This is a genomic window from Amycolatopsis sp. DG1A-15b (assembly GCF_030285645.1).
In the GTDB taxonomy this organism is placed as follows: Bacteria; Actinomycetota; Actinomycetes; order Mycobacteriales; family Pseudonocardiaceae; genus Amycolatopsis.
Window position 1 is genome coordinate 6,126,131 of the sequence record NZ_CP127296.1, and the last position, 15,221, is coordinate 6,141,351.

The window sequence follows — 15,221 nt, forward strand, 5'->3', positions numbered from 1 at the left end:
TGTGATGAACCTGTGTTCGAACCTCGGTAATCTGGGGGTATGTCCGACAACAACCTGGCTGTCTCCTCCGATGCTGTGGCTTTTGCCGACCGCATCGGTGAGCTGGTCGCGTGCATGCGGTCGGCGGAGGCGGAACTTGGTGCACTGCTGGTGGAAATCGAGCAGCGCGGGGTGATGGAGCTGTTCGGTTACCGCTCTGTGGCCCGGTTGTTGGAGCATCTTGTCGATGTTCCGAGGCAGGCTGGCGAACGGATGGTGAGACGCGCCCGCGCTCTCAACCCCGGCCGTAACCTTGATGGCAGCCCGATTCCCGCTCTCGCGGCCGCGACCGGTGTTGCCGCGCGGGCTGGGCGGTTGAGCAACCCGATGATCGACGTGATCACCGGTGTGCTTGCCCAGGTTTCGCCTGAGCATCATGCGAGCGTCGAGACTGACTTGCTGACTTTCGCTTTTGATGCCGGGCACAAACAGGTCGCCGCCCACGGTGCCCGCATCCTCGCCCACCTGAACCCCGACGGCACCCAGCCCGACGAGACGGAACCCGTTGCTCCGAAACGGGAACTGTTCCTGCGTCGCAAGCGAACCGGGGTCTGGGAGCTGAACGGCACATTCGACGACGAGACCGGCACCCGCACCAGCGCCCTGCTCGATGCCCTGGCCGAACGCCGCACCAGCGACGACGGCCCCGACCACCGCACCCTGCCCCAACGCTACGGCGACGCGTTCTCCGACGCAGTCGACCTCGCCCTCAACTCCCCGGAACTGCCCATGCAGGCCGGGGAACGAGCCCATGTGATGGTCGCAGTGTCGCTAGAGGACCTGAAGACCGGTGTCGGGACGGCCATGCTCGGGGACACGGGTGAGATGTCCGCTGCCGAAGCCCGGGTGCACACCTGCGACAGCATGCTCATCCCCGCCGTCCTCGGCGACAAAAGCGAACCCCTCAACCTCGGCCGCCTCCGCCGCCTCATCTCTGCCGGGCTCCGCCGCGCCCTCTACCTACGCGACCGCGGCTGCGCCTTCCCCGGCTGCCACCGACCACCCCGGCACTGCCAAGGCCACCACATCCGTCACTGGGCCGACGGCGGCCCTACCAACCTCACCAACCTGGTCCTGATGTGCGCCCACCACCACCGACTCCTGCACCGCTCCGGCTGGGAAGTCCGCATCGCCCCCGACGGCCTCCCACCACGGTTCATCGACAAACGCCGAAAACCCAGACGCAACAACCTCCACCAACCACTTCCATTCGCAGCCTGAACACGGGAAAGGCCCGCAGCCACACGGCTACGGGCCCACACCCACGCGACCCGCGAAGAGACTCGGGCGGCACAAATCCGCCAACGGCCCCGCTTCCCAACCCGGCAGACGAAGCGTGCGCGCCCCACACCGCCGAAAGGACCCGCGCCCACGAGCACCACCCACGGCGCCACCCTCAACCGCGCAGGCAACCGGACCAGAACCGCAAGATCCGCCTGGCCCCGTGCGTCACCGGGAGCCAACAACCTCCATCAACGGTTCCACCGCGCAGCTCGGCTGCTGAAGGTGCGCACCTCGGACCCGGCAGACCCACCGCCACCACCACCGGCTGCTGCACCACCCCGGCGAAGAAGCGCCACCAGCGACCTACCGGAGTTCCTCGGCCCGGCCACCGCCGAACCACGCGCGCGGCCAACCGGCCGGCCGGAAAAGTCCGTGGACGGCACCGGTGCCCGCAGCGGCCTGACCGGGGCTTACCTCGGCTTGCGCCGCCAAAGGGCGGTCACCGCGGCCAGTGCTCGGGCTCCCGGCGACGGGACCTGCGTCGCCGCCTCGGGGCCGATTCGGCGGCGCATGCGGTATGCCAGCTCCAGCACTTCGAGATCTTCAGGGCGTCGGCGGCCACGGACATCCGGCCGCAGCATCAGCTCCCCCACCGAGACGCGTCTGCCGCTGGCACGGTGCGCCGTGCGCGCCATCAGGAACCTCCGCTGCTTTCGCCGACCCGGGCTCCGCGATTCTATGAATTCGATTCGGGTTCGTCACCTTACTCGCGAGTTGTGTCCGGTGCGTGTCCCCTGCGCGTTAGCCTCGGACCATGATCACCGTTGGGGGCCTCACCGAAAAAGACCGCGCTGCCTGGGAAAACCTGTTCGCCGGCTACAACACGTTCTACGGCAGGACCCTCGCGCCGGAACTCGTGGACCGGGCGTGGCGCGAGTTCGCCCGCGGGGAACGGATGCATGCTCTCGGCGCGTGGGCCGAGGGCGAACTCGTCGGCATCGTCCACTTCCTCACGCACGTCAGCACCACCTCCGCCGACGTCTGCTACCTGCAGGACCTCTTCACCGATGCCGGCGCTCGAGGGCGCGGGGTCGGCCGCGCCCTCATCGAAGCCGTTGCCGGCTGGGCGCGGGCGCGGGGGTGCGTGCGGGTCTACTGGCACACCCACACGTCGAACGCGACCGCCCGGCGGCTCTATGACCAGGTCGCGGTCGACAAGGGATTCATGCAGTACCAGCTTCCGCTCGGCACCTGACCTCAGCGGCGGTGACGGCCGCCGCCTCCGCCGCATCCGTGGTGGTGCTCGCCGAAGGAAAAGCCGGCCGGGCGGCGGCCGCCCCACATCGCCGGCCAGTCCGGGGTTCCGGGGCGGCCGCGCGACCAGAGCGGAACGTCCGGGATCTCGTGGCGCACCGGCGCCGCCTGCTCGGCGGGCGGCGCCGGTTTCGCCTTCACCGGCGTCTTCACCTTGTCGACGATCTTCACCGCCCGCGCCAAGGTTCCGCGGCGCACGGCCGGGCTGACGGAATCCGATTCCGGATCGACCGCCACCGGGGAAATTCCGGACGGCTCCGCCGGAGTCGCTACGGATTCCGGAGTCACGGGCGGCGCCGGGGCGTGCTTGGCCGGCGGCACGACGACGTCGGCCGGCAGCGGGACCAGCGCCACCGCCGGGGGTTCCAAGCCGGCCGGCGGCCAGGCCGCACCCACGTCGCGCGAAGAGGGCATCGACACCGCCGCGCTGACTCCGCCTGTCAGCGCCAGCGCCCCCGCGACCACGGACAACATCCGCACCCGCGTCAGCGAGCGCAAGACCTGCGGCCTCTCCCGGTGGCGCGCCACCCGCGGGAACACGACCGTGTCCTCGTCGCGGTAACGATCAAACGATGCGTCGGAGCGGACCAGCAGCTCAGCGACGGTGACCTGCTCTCGGCGCGGAGCCCTACGTGCCATCAAACCCTCCACCTGGGGCCGTCCGGACGGGCGGCAACGCGTCCGGACGGCCGATCATAGGAACGCTTCAACTCCGTGTAAAGGCTCGTTCACCCGAGCCGGCCGCCACCGTCCACATGCAGCACCGAACCCGTGACGAACGGGTTGGCCAGCAACTGGAGCGTGGCCGCCGAAACGTCCTCGGGCCGCCCCACCCGGCGGGCCGGATTCGCTTCCGCGGTCCGGCGGAAGAACTCCGCCTTCGCCTCGCCGAGCCGGTCCCACGCACCCGAGTCGACGATGCCCGGGGAAATCGCGTTGACCCGGACCGGCGCGAGATCCACGGCGAGCGCTTCGGCGAGGAACGCCACCGCGCCGTTCGTGGTCGCCATGACCGTCCTCTCCGGCGCCGGGCGCCAGGCGGCGACGCCGGAGAACAACACCATGGCACCGCCTTCGCGGAATCGCGGCGCGAAGTGCTTGGCGAGCATCAGCGGACCGACCACTTTGGCGTCGAAGGCGCGCGCGACCGCGGCACGCTCCAACGTCGCGACCGGGCCGTTCGCCGGCGCCGCGGCGAGCGAGACCACGAAGTCCACTTCGCCCACTTCGCCGGCAAGCGCTTTCAACGACGATTCCTCACCGAGGTCCGCGAACGCGGCCCGGACACCGGGCTCCACCAGCGCCGCCGGATGGCGTCCGGCCCAGATCACTTCCGCGCCGGCCGCGCACGCGTCCACCGCGATCCGCCGGGCGATCCCCGCGCCGCCGCCCACGATGACCAGCCGTTTTCCCTCGAACGACATTTCCGTGCTCCTTTCGTCTCGCACACGGCGTTCAGCGCGGGGCGCGCCCGGAACAATCCCATCGCGATCCGAAGGTTTTCGATTGCTGCGATAGAATTCACGAATGCCTACGCTGCGCGCGCTCGAGTGCCTGGTCGCCGTCCTGGACGCGGGCTCGATCACCGAGGCGGCCGCGCGGCTGCACCTGTCGCAGCCCGCGCTGTCCCATCAGATCGGCGCGCTCGAGCGGGAACTGGGGACGCCGGTGCTGGAACGACTGCCGCGCGGGGTCCGCCCCACCGCCGCCGGGCGGGCGGTGCTCGCGGACGCGCGGGCGGCGCTGGCCGCCGCCGAGCGGGTGGTCCGGACCGGCCGCGCGGTGGCCGGCGGTGGCGAAGGCACCCTGCGGATCGCGTGCGCGGAGAGCATGACCGCCGGACTGCTCGCCCCCGTCCTGCGCGCCTGGCACCGCCACCGGCCGGACGTGCTGATCACGCTGACCGAGACCACGAGCGCGGACGCGCTGGTCGAAGCCCTGGAAACGGGCGAAGCGGACATCGCGGTCGGGCCGCGGCCGAGCCGCTGGACGGGGTCCGCCGAGGTGGTGGGACGCGAGGAGATCGTCGTGGCGCTGACCGCGGACCACCCGCTCGCTGCCCGGGCGGCCGTCCCGATGACCGCCCTCGCGGGCATTCCGGTGGTGCACTACCACCGGGACAATGGGCTCGGTGGCTGGCTCGACCAGGAGGCGGCGCGGAACGGGACGGTGCTGGACGCGGTGATGCGGACGAAACAGGCGGCGACGGCGGCCCAGCTCGCCGCGGCGGGGCTCGGGGTGGCACTGGTCCCGACCACCGCGCTGACGCGGACCTTCCCGGGGGCGCTGCGGCGGCTGAAGCCTCCGCTGCACCGGGACGTCGTGACGTTCACCGCGACGCCGTCGGATCCGCTCGTCCGGCGCTTTTCTTCGGACGTGACGCACCGGGGGCTCACCGTGCCCGGTGTCCTGTCGGACAAACTGTCCGCAGCGCCCCGTTAAGTCCTGGTGAATCTGACAGATTTCCTACGAAGGTTTTGTGCCATCCAGACGAACTTCTCCGTCCGGGGCCGATTTGGCTGTGGCATTCGCCAAAGTTTGGTTCCATCGGATAGCTTGCTCCTACCGGTCAGTACCGGTGGGTGAGGCCGATCGGGTGAGGCGATCAGCGACAGATCGAGGGAAGCGGGGACGACCATGCCCAAGCACCGGCCACGTCGCACGAGCGCGCGTTCGGTCCGCCGGACCGCCGCCGCGCTCGCGGGTGGGGCGCTCGTCGTGCTGCCGACGCTGACCACGGGCCTGCCCGCGCCGGTCGTGGTGGCCAACGCCGGGGACAGCGCGCCTGACCAGGCCGTCGCCGCTCCGGCGCCGCAGCAGCCGAACATCGTCATGCCGCCGATCGCGGTCAACGGCAGCCTGCCCCAGCCGCCGCTGCCCGAACCGCTGGTCGTGCCCGGCGGGCGGGCCGGCTCCGCCGGCATCTCCGGGTCGCTCGGCATCCCGGGGAGCATGCTCAAGGCGTACCAGAACGCCGCGAACATCCTCGCCGAGGAACAGCCGAACTGCCACCTCGACTGGGCGCTGATCGCCAGCATCGGCCGGATCGAGTCCAACCACGCCCGCGGCGGGTACGTCAACGCCAACGGCGACACGCTGGAGCCGATCCTCGGCCCGGTGCTCAACGGCGCGGGCGCGTTCGCCGCGATCCCGGACACCGACGGCGGCAAGTACGACGGCGACACCGTGTGGGACCGCGCGGTCGGCCCGACGCAGTTCATCCCGTCGACGTGGCGCGGCTACGCCTCCGACGGCAACGGCGACGGCGTGTCGAACCCGAACAACATCTACGACGAGGCGCTGGCCACCGCGCGCTACCTGTGCTCGGGCGGCCTCGACCTCTCCACCGACGCGGGCCAGCGGATCGCCGTGCGCCGCTACAACAACTCGCAGTCCTATGTGGACACCGTGCTGGCCTGGGCCGCGGCCTACCGCGGCGGGGTGGCCCAGCTGCCCGACAGCCAGGTGCCGATCGGCGTGCCGAACGCGCCGGACGCCGCCGCGGCCGGGTCCCCGGTCGGCGTCCCGGCACCGCCCGCGCCGCCGGTCGACACCCCGCCGACGGACACGCCGGCGACCACGCCGACGACGCCCACCACGCCGGACCCGACCACCACCCCGACCACCCCGACGACGCCGACCACGCCGACGTCCACGGACCCGGTCACGCCGCCTTCGACGGACCCGACCACGCCGCCGCCGGCGACGACCAGCACCACCCCGCCGCCGTCGTCGACCGCCGCCGCCACGCCGGCCGACTCGACGGACGCCCCCACCGAAACCACCTCGACCAGTTCGGCCGGATGAGCCCGGTGGAGCCGTTCCTGGTGCACATCCGCTGCGACACCGACGGCTACACCCATGCCGTCACCGAAGAGGAGTTCGCGGCGGGACGGCACGAGGGGCGGTTCCGGGCGGTGTGCGGGCACGTCGTGCTGGCGGCGCCGATGATCGAAGAACCCGGCCGGTTCGACCCGCTCTGCCGGGACGTCCTGCGCGCGGCGTCGACGGCTCAGCCGGCTGCGGTGCCCCAGCAGGAGCGACGCCGGCTGCGGTGGCGCAGCCGGCGCTAGTCCACCAGGGCCTGGATGCCGTCGAGCATCCGGTTCAGGCCGAACTCGTACGCCGTGTCGCCCTGCGCCTTGGCGCTCTGGTCGAAGCCCCCGCCGAGCCAGATGCGGTTCATCGCCGGGTGCGCGTCGACGACGAAGTAGTTCTCCCAGAACGACGACCGCTGGTGCCACCACGCCTCGGTCGACTGGCCGGTGCTGCGCTCCAGCCGGGCGTTCTCCGCGCCCAGCGCGGCGTTCGCGTCGACGTACGTACCGATCCCGTTGGCCGCCGCGACGGCCTGCCGCGGCTGCAGCCCCAGCGCGTCCATGATCGACAGCAGGTACTCCTGGCCCGCCAGCTGGCCGGGGCCCAGCGGCGGCCGGACACGCGAAACCTCGCACAGCCACGGGTGGTCCCGGTAGACCTGCCGGGTCCGCTCGGCGTAGAGCGCCACCTGCTCGCGCCAGTCCCCGCGGCGCGGCTCGCCCGGCCCGGGCAGCCGCCGCCCGACGAGCACGTCGTCGACCATCAAGTCGACCAGCTCGGCCTTGCCGGGCACGTAGGTGTAGAGCGTCATCGTGCCGGCGCCCAGCTCCTTGGCGACCCGGTGCATCGACGCGGCGGCGAGCCCGTCGGCGTCCGCGACCGTGATCGCGGCGGCGACGATCCGCTCGATCGTCAGCGTCGGACGGCGGCCCCTGGTCGGTTCGGCGCCGCCGCCGCGGGCGCGCCAGAGCAGCGCGAGCGTCCGGTCGACGTCCTCGGCGCCACTGCGTTCGACGGTCATGCGGTCCCCTCGCTCGTCATCCGGACATTACCCTGGAGAGCGGACGGAGGGGGTGCGAGGAGATGAGCAGGCGCAAACCACCGAAGGTGTCCTTCCGCTGGTGGGTCGACCGGCAGATCGCCGAAGCTCGCGAGCGCGGCGAGTTCGACGACCTGCCCGGCACCGGCAAACCGCTGCCCAAACCCACCGGCAACGACGCCGTGACCGACTGGGTCCTCCGCGAAGTCCGGAAGGGCGGGCACGACACGACGGTGTTGCTGCCGCCGTCGCTCGCGCTCAAGCGCGAAGTCCAGGACCTGCCGGGCAAGCTCGCCGCCGAGCGCACCGAACGGCGGGTGCGGGAACTCATCGAGGACCTCAACGAGCGGATCCGCCAGGCCTACCTCAACCACCTCTCCGGCCCGCCGCTCACGGTGGCGCTGGTGGACGTCGAAGAGGCGGTCGAGGACTGGCGCCGCTCACGAGCCGCGTCGTAGCAACGCCCGTTCCGCCGCGCTCCACGCCGTCGTGGTGAGCAGGTAGATGCCGGCGGCCTGCGGCACGACGAGCGTGGCGAGCACGGTGCCGTAGGGCAGCAGCCGCAGCAGCTTCCCGCCCGGAACGCCGGAAGCCGGGGCGGGCTGCCGGCGCACCGAGAACCAGGCGACGACGGCGAGCCCGGCCGCGATCACGAACACGAGCGGGCTGCCGGCCAGGCCGTGCGCGCCCAGCGGCGTCCCGAGCAGGGTCGCGCCGAGCAGCGAGTTGGGTTCGCCGCCGATCGTGGCCGTGGTGAACAGCCGGTACATGACCATGAAGAACGGCAGCTGGAGCAGCATCGGCAGGCAGCCGACGAACAGGGACGTCCCGGACTCCTGCTGCAGCTGCGTCATCTCCGCGGCCAGCCGCTCCCGGTCGCGGCCGTGCTTCTCCTGCAGGGCGCGGATCTCGGGCAGCAGCGCGGTTCGCGCTCGTTCGCCGCGGGCGGCCGACCGGGCGAGGGGGTGCAGCAGCAGCCGCACGCCGAGGGTGAAGACGACGATCGCCAGCGCCGTCGAGAGGGGACCGGTGAGCACGTGGATCAGGTGGTACGCGCCTTCGACGGGCACGTCGAGAAAGCCGAACATGGGCAGCACTCCGCTTGAACAAGAAGGGCATGAGTGGACGGGGTGGGGTGAGCGGAATGGCTGCGCTGAAGTGGTTCCTACGCAGCCGTGCTGCGGGAACCGGGTGCTCGTGGGCGGCTTCGGCCCGGTCGGCCCGGGTCGCGGAGCCGGATCGACTCGGCGCGCCGGGCCCGGCGGCGCAACGCCGTGGCGCGGCTGCTCACCGGCGCCGACCACAGCGCGAGCTCGGCGCGGTGGGTGCTGCCGACCAGCAGGACGACCAAGAGGCTCGCGGCGGCGAGGGAGGCGAAGGCGACCAGCGCGGTCGGGCTGGTCAACGCGGGGAACGCCAGCTCGAGCAACGTGTGCACGGCGTCCCCCTTCCTTCCACCACCAGAGTAGCGAAAACGCTAACAGCCCGATGGGCTGTAACCTGGTTCGATGAGAGGGCAACTCGTCGTCGTGCCGATCCTGGCCATGCTCCTGCTGTTCGGCGTGCCGTGGTGGACGCTCGTCCTGGCTCCGGAGTGGGGCCTCGCCGGCACGATCGCCGGCACCGTCGTGCTGGTGTCGGGCCTGGTCACGATGCCGGTCGCGATGTTCCGCGGCCATTCCCGGCACCAGAGCGACAGCGCCGCCCGCCTCGGCGACTCGCTGCTCGCGGTGATCTGGGTGCTGTTCAGCTGGTCGATCCTGAGCCTGGTGCTGCGGGTCGCGCTGCTCGGCGTCGACGACCCGGCGCGGTCGCGGATCGTCGCGGGCGCGACGGCGCTGATCGCCACCGGGCTGCTCGTGCACGGCCATCGCGTCGCCATGCGGGTGCCGCCGGTGAAGGCGGTCGACGTCGCCATCCCCCGGCTCGGGCCGGGGCTCGACGGCCTGCGCGTCGCGGTGCTGACCGACACCCACTTCGGGCCGATCGACCGGACGAAGTGGTCGGAGGACGTCGTCGCGGCGGTCAACGCGCTCGAGGCGGACGTCGTCTGCCACGCCGGTGACCTCGCCGACGGCGCGGTGGCCAAGCGCCGCAAGCAGGTCGACCCGCTCGGCGGCGTCCAGGCCGGGCTCGGGCGGTTCTACATCACCGGCAACCACGAGTACTTCGGCGAGGCCCAGGCGTGGCTCGACCACATGGAAGGGCTCGGCTGGGACACCCTGCACAACCGTTCGACGCTGCTCGAGCGTGACGGCGACCGGATCCTCTTCGCCGGCATCGACGACCCGACCGGCGCGGCGTCCGGGCTGCCCGGCCACGGCCCCGACCTGGCCGCGGCGCTGGCCGACCGCCCCGCCGGCGTGCCGGTGGTGCTGCTGGCGCACCAGCCGAAGCAGGTCCGCGAGGCCCGCGAGGCCGGTGTGGACCTGCAGATCTCCGGGCACACGCACGGCGGCCAGATCTGGCCGTTCCACCTCCTGGTGCGGTTCGACCAGCCGACGCTGTCCGGCCTCACCCGGCACGGCGAGACGCAGCTGTACAACAGCCGCGGCACGGGGTTCTGGGGCCCGCCGTTCCGGATCTTCGCACCCAGCGAGATCACGCTCCTGACCTTGCGTTCGGCCTGACGTTCCCGATCGATCGCTTTGGGAAGTCACTACCGACAACTTTTTTTGTCTTGACAGATCGAAGCGTCGGAGTCAGGCTGGTTGCCATGACGACGACCACCTCTGCCGACGGCACCGAGATCGCCTACACCCGCGCCGGGTCCGGTCCCGCGCTCGTCCTCGTGGACGGCGCGATGTGCTACCGCGGCTCGTCCCCCAACGACCCGCTGGCCAAGGAGCTGGCCGCGCACTTCACCGTGTACACCTACGACCGCCGCGGCCGGGGCGAAAGCGGCGACACCGGGCCGTACACGGTCGAGCGCGAGGTCGAGGACGTCGCGGCGCTCATCAAGGAGGCAGGCGGCGAGGCGTTCCTGTTCGGCATTTCCTCCGGCGCCGCCCTGGCCCTCGAAGCGGCGCGCAGCCTCCCGGTCCCGAAGCTGGCGGTGTACGAACCACCGTTCATCGTCGACGGCACCCGCCCCCGCGTCCCGGCCGACTACGCGACCCGGCTCGACCAGGCGCTGAAGGAGGGCAAGCGCGGCAAGGCGGTCAAGATGTTCATGACCGAAGGCGTGGGCCTGAGCAGTGCGACGGTGGCGATGATGCGGATCATGCCGTTCTGGTCGAAGCTCAAGCGGGTGGCCCACACGATCCCGTACGACACGGCGATGGTGATCGACCACCAGGCCGGCGAGCCCCTGCCGGCGGCCTGGCCGGAGGTGAAGGTCCCGGCACTGGTGATCGACGGAGGCCGCAGCCCGGACTGGATGCGCAGCGGCGTGGCGTCGCTGGCGAAGGTGCTGCCGTCGGCGGAGTACCGGACGTTGCCGGGCCAGACGCACATCGTGAAGGCCCCGGCTTTGGCGCCGGTGCTGAAGGAGTTCTTCCTCGCCTGAGTGGCGCTTGTACCCGTTTTGTACGGCCGCGCCCGATCGTGGCCGCCATGAGACGTCTGCTGTGCACCGCACTCTCCGCCGCGCTGGGCACCGGGCTGCTCGCCGTGCCCACCCAGGCGGGGGCAGCCGACCTGCGGATCGCCAACGGCGGGTTCGACCAGGGGCTGACCGGGTGGAGCGGGTCGCACAGCCCCGGCGGGTTCACCGCCGTGACGTGGGACGGGCGCACCGCGGCGCGCGTGGACGACACGTCCCCGGACAACGCCTACGGCCGGGAGAACCAGCCGGGGCTGCCCGCCACCGCCGGCGTCCGGTACACCGCCTACGCCCAGGTGTGGACCGAGAACGGCGCGGCCGACCTGTACCTGCGGTTCCGCGACGCGTCCGGGCAGCTGCTCGGCAGCGTGACCGGCGGTCCGGTCTCCGGCCGGAAGTGGACCACCGCCACCGCGTCGGGAGCGGCGCCCGCCGGCACCGCCAGCGTCTCCGCGCTCATCTACTCGGGCGTCGGCAACGTCGGCACGGCGTACTGGGACGAGGTGGTGCTCGGCCAGGACGACACGGACCTCGGCGTCCAGCTGGAAAGCAGCGTCCCCAACGCCACCACCTTCGCCGGCGGCAAGGCCTACGCGGTCTACACCGGCACCGCCGACAGCAACCCGCAGCTGGCGGTCATCGACGTCGCCACCGAGAAGGTCACCTCGAAGCTCACCTTCCCGGACACCACCGACACCCCGACGGTCGGCGGCTGGGCCGCCACCACGGCCACCGACGGCAGCGTCTACCTGGGCACCTATCCGAACTCGAAGCTGTACCGCCACGTACCGGGCACCACCACGCTGACCGACCTCGGCCGCGCCGAAAGCGGGTACTCCTTCATCTGGGACCTCGAAGCCGGCGCGAACGGCAAGGTCTACGGCGGCACCTACAACAACGGCCGCTACTTCAAGTACGACAACGGCACGTTCACGACCATCGGATCCACGCCGATCGTCGCCGGGGCGGAGTACGTGCGCAGCATCGCCCACGACCCGGCCGCCAACGCGACCTACCTCGGCACGGGGACGAACGCTTCGCTGGTGCGCTACGACAACGTCACCGGGCGGACCGACAGCCTGCTGCCCGCCGAGTACGCGCACAGCTCCATGGTGGGCGGGCTGACCTGGACCGGCGGCCGGCTGTTCGCCTGGCTCGACCGGACGCTGCTCGTGCTGCAGGTCGTCAAGAACGCCGACGGCTCGTACCGCTCGGTGGTGGACGCGGCGATCACCGACACGGACCTGCACCACTCCCCGGCCGCGGACGGCAAGGTCTGGTTCGTCAAGGACGGGCTGCTGCAGTCCTACGACACCGCGACGAAGGCCGTGCGGGCGACGACCGTCCGGCCCGACCTCGACGTCACCGGCTACAGCTGGGAAAACGGCACGCTCGCCGGCCTCGGCGCGGGACCGGACGGCACCCGGATCTTCAAGTTCGACCCGGCGACCGGCACGTCGAGCACCCGGCTCGTCACCGGCACGCCGGTGCTGCCGGCCGCGATCAACGCGCTCGGCGCCGGCCCGGACGGCAAGATCTACACCGGCGGCTACCTCACCGGCGGCACCGGCGTGTACGACCCGCAGCACGGCGACGCGGACGGCAACCACCCGGACACGAAGACCCGCACCGGGCTCAACCAGACCGACAGCCTGCTGGCCCACGACGGGAAGCTCTACATCGGCGTCTACCCCTCCGCCAGGCTGTACAGCTACACCCCGGGTGGCGAGTGGCCGCCGAAGCTGCAGTACACCGGCGGCGCCGCGGGTGACAAGGCCGCCGACTGCCGCGCGGGCGAAGGCCCGCCGCCGCAGGACCGCCCGTACGCGCTGGCCGGAGCCCCCGACGGCACCGTCTACATGGGAACGGTTCCGAAGTACGGCAAGCGCAGCGGGGCGCTGAGCATCTCGAAGGAGGGCACGCCGGGCCGGACCCTCTGCGTCGTCCCGGACCAGGCGGTGGTTTCCCTGGCCTACGCGGGCGGCAAGGTCTTCGGCGGCACGTCGACCCGGGGCGCGCTGGGCGTCAACCCGGTGTTCGCGCCGGGCGCCTCGGCCGAGGTGTTCTCCTACGACCCGGCGAACGGCGCGGTGACGCGCTACCCGCTGCCTTCGACCAGGGCGGTCACGGCGCTGACCGAGGTGGACGGCCAGGTGTGGGGCCTGGCCGGCGGCTCCCTGCTCACGTTCGACCCGGCAGCGCCGTCGGCGATGAAGACGCAACGCCTGTTCGCGGACCCGGACTACGACGCGAAGTCGACGATGGCCTGGCGAGACGGCGTGCTGCTCACGGTGGCGAAGGACCCGGACCACGTGTACGGCACCCAGGGCGACCGGATCTTCCGGATCGACAAGGTGACGAAGGCGGTCACGGTGCTGTTGACCAAGCCGGGCCTGGAGGACCTGACGGCAGACCGGTTCGGCGACCTGTACTACAAGATCGGCGAGCGCCTGTACCGGCTGACCGTCCACCCGTAGGCGGCCGGACAATGGCACCATGCGCATCCGGATCCTCGACGCCGACATCACCACACTCGAGGTCGACGTCGTCGTCAACGCGGCCAACTCCTCGCTGCTCGGCGGCGGCGGGGTCGACGGGGCCATCCACCGCAAGGGCGGCCCCGAGATCCTCGCCGCGTGCCGGGAACTGCGGGCCGGGCACTACGGCAAGGGCCTGAAGACCGGCCAGGCCGTCGCCACCACCGCCGGGAACCTGCCCGCGAAGTGGGTCGTGCACACCGTCGGCCCGGTGTGGTCGGCCACCGAAGACCGCTCGGCACTCCTCGCCGACTGCCACCGCAACGCGCTGCGGGTGGCGCGGGACCTGGGCGCCCGGACCGTCGCGTTCCCCGCCATCTCCACCGGCATCTACCGCTGGCCCCTCGAATCGGCCGCGGAGATCGCGCTCACCACCATCTCCGCCGCCGAGCCCGGCTCCGTCGAAGAGGTCGTCTTCGCACTGCGTGGCGAAGCGGCCATGGCGGCCTTTCGGGCTCGTCACAACTCCCTTGCCTGAACGATCACCGAGCGGGCAGGGTGCAGGCGTGCCCACCCGCGCCCTGGTCTTCGACTTCGACGGCACGCTCGCCGACACCGAGTCCGCCGTCCTGCAGTCCTGGCAGGCCGTCTTCCGGGAACACGGCACCGAACTGCCGCTGGATGCCTGGTACGCCGTCATCGGCACCCAGCGCACCACGCCCGCCATGTTCGCCCTGCTCGCCGAGCGCGTGCCCGGGATCGACCCGGAAGCGCTGCGGCCCAGGACCCGGGCGCACGTCCTCCGGCTGCTCGAGGACCTCGGCCCGCGCGAAGGCGTCCTCGGCTACCTCGAAACCGCGCGCGAGAACGGCCTCAGGCTGGCCGTCGCCTCCAGTTCGTCCGGGGCGTGGGTGAACCCGCACCTCGAACGGCTCGGCATCGACGGCTACTTCGACGCCGTCCTCACCGGGGACCTGCACAAAGCCAAGCCCGACCCCGACCTCTACCTCGCCGCCCTCGACGCACTCGGAACAGCGGCCGCGGAGGCCATCGCCTTCGAGGACACCCCGCACGGCGTCACCTCGGCCAAGGCCGCCGGGCTGACCTGTGTCGCCGTGCCGAACGCGATCACCCGGAGCCTCGACTTCGGGCAGGCGGACGTCGTGCTGCCGTCGTTCACCGCCAAGCCGCTCGAGGCCCTGCTCAGCCGCTGACCAGCGCCAGGAGCCGGTCCAGGAAGGGCAGCTGGCCCTTGACCAGCTTCTCGCGGGCGTCCCGCAGCGAGAACCAGGCCACCCGGTCCACCTCGGGGAACTCCTGCTGACGACCCGAGCGCGGCGGCCACTCCATCGTGAACGTCCCGGGCACCACCGCGGCCGGGTCGAGGTCGGCCTCGACCGCCCACGCCGTGACGACCTTGCCGCCCGACTGCTTCACCACGCCCAGCTCGACGTACTCGCCGTCGGGCGCGGGCAGGCCCAGCTCCTCCTCGAACTCCCGCCGGGCCGCCTTCTCGGGGGACTCGTCCGGGTCGAGCTCGCCCTTGGGCAGCGACCACGCGGCCGCGTCCTTCTTCGCCCAGAACGGCCCGCCCATGTGCCCGAGCAGCACTTCGACGTCTTCGCCGCGGCCGCGGTAGAGCAGGAGCCCGGCACTCTGTTTGCCCGCCATGGAGACAGTCTCCCGAAACTCTTCCAAGATTTTTCCGCGAGGGTGTCGAAACCGGCCGGGGCCCGATCGACGCGTAGGCAGAAGGCAGCGTAGC

The 15,221-nt window shown here is 71.7% G+C and carries 17 protein-coding genes; 11 read left to right on the top strand and 6 right to left on the bottom strand.

Annotated features, from left to right (window positions below; genetic code table 11):
- Positions 1 to 39: 39 nt before the first annotated feature.
- Complete coding sequence (locus QRY02_RS27940) at positions 40 to 1,260, top strand: HNH endonuclease signature motif containing protein (RefSeq protein ID WP_285985816.1); 1,221 nt, start codon at positions 40 to 42, stop codon at positions 1,258 to 1,260.
- Between the two features lie 817 nt (positions 1,261 to 2,077).
- Positions 2,078 to 2,518 carry a GNAT family N-acetyltransferase gene (locus tag QRY02_RS27945; protein ID WP_285985817.1) on the top strand — a complete coding sequence of 147 codons (441 nt, stop codon included), beginning with the start codon at positions 2,078 to 2,080 and terminating at the stop codon, positions 2,516 to 2,518.
- 2 nt (positions 2,519 to 2,520) lie between these two features.
- Here the strand turns inward: QRY02_RS27945 and QRY02_RS27950 are convergent, their stop codons facing one another.
- Both QRY02_RS27950 and QRY02_RS27955 read right to left on the bottom strand, forming a co-directional pair.
- Positions 2,521 to 3,216: a hypothetical protein gene (locus tag QRY02_RS27950; protein WP_285985818.1), complete on the bottom strand. Its 696-nt coding sequence runs from the start codon at positions 3,214 to 3,216 to the stop codon at positions 2,521 to 2,523.
- A gap of 89 nt (positions 3,217 to 3,305) precedes the next feature.
- Entirely contained in the window at positions 3,306 to 4,001 is a 696-nt protein-coding gene (locus QRY02_RS27955; RefSeq protein ID WP_285985819.1) for an SDR family oxidoreductase, read from the bottom strand.
- 103 nt (positions 4,002 to 4,104) lie between these two features.
- On the opposite strand from QRY02_RS27955, the gene QRY02_RS27960 reads away from it, so the two are divergent.
- From QRY02_RS27960 to QRY02_RS27970, 3 genes are all read left to right on the top strand, one after another.
- The gene (locus QRY02_RS27960) at positions 4,105 to 5,019 is read left to right on the top strand and encodes a LysR family transcriptional regulator (protein ID WP_285985820.1); all 915 of its coding nucleotides are present in this window, start codon (positions 4,105 to 4,107) and stop codon (positions 5,017 to 5,019) included.
- 195 nt (positions 5,020 to 5,214) lie between these two features.
- Complete coding sequence (locus QRY02_RS27965; RefSeq protein ID WP_285985821.1) at positions 5,215 to 6,384, top strand: lytic transglycosylase domain-containing protein; 1,170 nt, start codon at positions 5,215 to 5,217, stop codon at positions 6,382 to 6,384.
- Positions 6,381 to 6,650, top strand: coding sequence for a hypothetical protein (locus QRY02_RS27970; RefSeq protein WP_285985822.1), 270 nt, complete (start codon positions 6,381 to 6,383; stop codon positions 6,648 to 6,650). The genes QRY02_RS27965 and QRY02_RS27970 overlap by 4 nt, the downstream gene beginning before the upstream one ends.
- On the opposite strand, the gene QRY02_RS27975 is transcribed toward QRY02_RS27970, so the two are convergent.
- Positions 6,647 to 7,417, bottom strand: a complete 771-nt coding sequence (locus tag QRY02_RS27975) for a TetR/AcrR family transcriptional regulator (protein WP_285985823.1) — start codon at positions 7,415 to 7,417, stop codon at positions 6,647 to 6,649. The genes QRY02_RS27970 and QRY02_RS27975 overlap by 4 nt on opposite strands.
- Positions 7,418 to 7,479: 62 nt before the next feature.
- Between QRY02_RS27975 and QRY02_RS27980 the strand changes: the two genes are divergently transcribed.
- Positions 7,480 to 7,893, top strand: coding sequence for a DnaJ family domain-containing protein (locus tag QRY02_RS27980; RefSeq protein WP_285985824.1), 414 nt, complete (start codon positions 7,480 to 7,482; stop codon positions 7,891 to 7,893).
- Here the strand turns inward: QRY02_RS27980 and QRY02_RS27985 are convergent.
- Positions 7,876 to 8,523 carry a YidC/Oxa1 family membrane protein insertase gene (locus QRY02_RS27985; protein WP_285985825.1) on the bottom strand — a complete coding sequence of 216 codons (648 nt, stop codon included), beginning with the start codon at positions 8,521 to 8,523 and terminating at the stop codon, positions 7,876 to 7,878. The genes QRY02_RS27980 and QRY02_RS27985 overlap by 18 nt on opposite strands.
- A gap of 77 nt (positions 8,524 to 8,600) precedes the next feature.
- A complete protein-coding gene (locus QRY02_RS27990; RefSeq protein WP_285985826.1) occupies positions 8,601 to 8,873 on the bottom strand; it encodes a DUF6412 domain-containing protein in 273 nt (90 codons plus the stop codon).
- A gap of 70 nt (positions 8,874 to 8,943) precedes the next feature.
- Between QRY02_RS27990 and QRY02_RS27995 the strand changes: the two genes are divergently transcribed.
- From QRY02_RS27995 to QRY02_RS28015, 5 genes are all read left to right on the top strand, one after another.
- Positions 8,944 to 10,065, top strand: coding sequence for a metallophosphoesterase (locus QRY02_RS27995; RefSeq protein WP_285985827.1), 1,122 nt, complete (start codon positions 8,944 to 8,946; stop codon positions 10,063 to 10,065).
- 86 nt (positions 10,066 to 10,151) lie between these two features.
- Positions 10,152 to 10,943: an alpha/beta fold hydrolase gene (locus tag QRY02_RS28000; RefSeq protein ID WP_285985828.1), complete on the top strand. Its 792-nt coding sequence runs from the start codon at positions 10,152 to 10,154 to the stop codon at positions 10,941 to 10,943.
- A 47-nt stretch (positions 10,944 to 10,990) separates the two neighbouring features.
- On the top strand, positions 10,991 to 13,456 hold the full coding sequence (locus QRY02_RS28005; RefSeq protein ID WP_285985829.1) for a ligand-binding sensor domain-containing protein: 2,466 nt from the start codon (positions 10,991 to 10,993) through the stop codon (positions 13,454 to 13,456).
- Between the two features lie 19 nt (positions 13,457 to 13,475).
- On the top strand, positions 13,476 to 13,994 hold the full coding sequence (locus QRY02_RS28010; protein ID WP_285985830.1) for an O-acetyl-ADP-ribose deacetylase: 519 nt from the start codon (positions 13,476 to 13,478) through the stop codon (positions 13,992 to 13,994).
- A gap of 28 nt (positions 13,995 to 14,022) precedes the next feature.
- Positions 14,023 to 14,670, top strand: a complete 648-nt coding sequence (locus QRY02_RS28015) for an HAD family hydrolase (protein ID WP_285985831.1) — start codon at positions 14,023 to 14,025, stop codon at positions 14,668 to 14,670.
- On the opposite strand, the gene QRY02_RS28020 is transcribed toward QRY02_RS28015, so the two are convergent.
- Positions 14,660 to 15,127: an NUDIX hydrolase gene (locus tag QRY02_RS28020; protein WP_285985832.1), complete on the bottom strand. Its 468-nt coding sequence runs from the start codon at positions 15,125 to 15,127 to the stop codon at positions 14,660 to 14,662. The two genes, QRY02_RS28015 and QRY02_RS28020, sit on opposite strands and share 11 nt — an antisense overlap.
- Positions 15,128 to 15,221: the final 94 nt, after the last annotated feature.

Coding starts and splice junctions, on each gene's coding strand:
- QRY02_RS27960 (WP_285985820.1), top strand. CDS start 4,105: ATGCCTACGCTGCGCGCGCTCGAGTGCCTGGTCGCCGTCCTGGACGCG.
- QRY02_RS27985 (WP_285985825.1), bottom strand. CDS start 8,523: ATGTTCGGCTTTCTCGACGTGCCCGTCGAAGGCGCGTACCACCTGATC.
- QRY02_RS27965 (WP_285985821.1), top strand. CDS start 5,215: ATGCCCAAGCACCGGCCACGTCGCACGAGCGCGCGTTCGGTCCGCCGG.
- QRY02_RS27945 (WP_285985817.1), top strand. CDS start 2,078: ATGATCACCGTTGGGGGCCTCACCGAAAAAGACCGCGCTGCCTGGGAA.
- QRY02_RS28020 (WP_285985832.1), bottom strand. CDS start 15,127: ATGGCGGGCAAACAGAGTGCCGGGCTCCTGCTCTACCGCGGCCGCGGC.
- QRY02_RS28000 (WP_285985828.1), top strand. CDS start 10,152: ATGACGACGACCACCTCTGCCGACGGCACCGAGATCGCCTACACCCGC.
- QRY02_RS27975 (WP_285985823.1), bottom strand. CDS start 7,417: ATGACCGTCGAACGCAGTGGCGCCGAGGACGTCGACCGGACGCTCGCG.
- QRY02_RS27955 (WP_285985819.1), bottom strand. CDS start 4,001: ATGTCGTTCGAGGGAAAACGGCTGGTCATCGTGGGCGGCGGCGCGGGG.
- QRY02_RS27940 (WP_285985816.1), top strand. CDS start 40: ATGTCCGACAACAACCTGGCTGTCTCCTCCGATGCTGTGGCTTTTGCC.
- QRY02_RS28005 (WP_285985829.1), top strand. CDS start 10,991: ATGAGACGTCTGCTGTGCACCGCACTCTCCGCCGCGCTGGGCACCGGG.
- QRY02_RS27980 (WP_285985824.1), top strand. CDS start 7,480: ATGAGCAGGCGCAAACCACCGAAGGTGTCCTTCCGCTGGTGGGTCGAC.
- QRY02_RS27995 (WP_285985827.1), top strand. CDS start 8,944: ATGAGAGGGCAACTCGTCGTCGTGCCGATCCTGGCCATGCTCCTGCTG.
- QRY02_RS27970 (WP_285985822.1), top strand. CDS start 6,381: ATGAGCCCGGTGGAGCCGTTCCTGGTGCACATCCGCTGCGACACCGAC.
- QRY02_RS28010 (WP_285985830.1), top strand. CDS start 13,476: ATGCGCATCCGGATCCTCGACGCCGACATCACCACACTCGAGGTCGAC.
- QRY02_RS27950 (WP_285985818.1), bottom strand. CDS start 3,216: ATGGCACGTAGGGCTCCGCGCCGAGAGCAGGTCACCGTCGCTGAGCTG.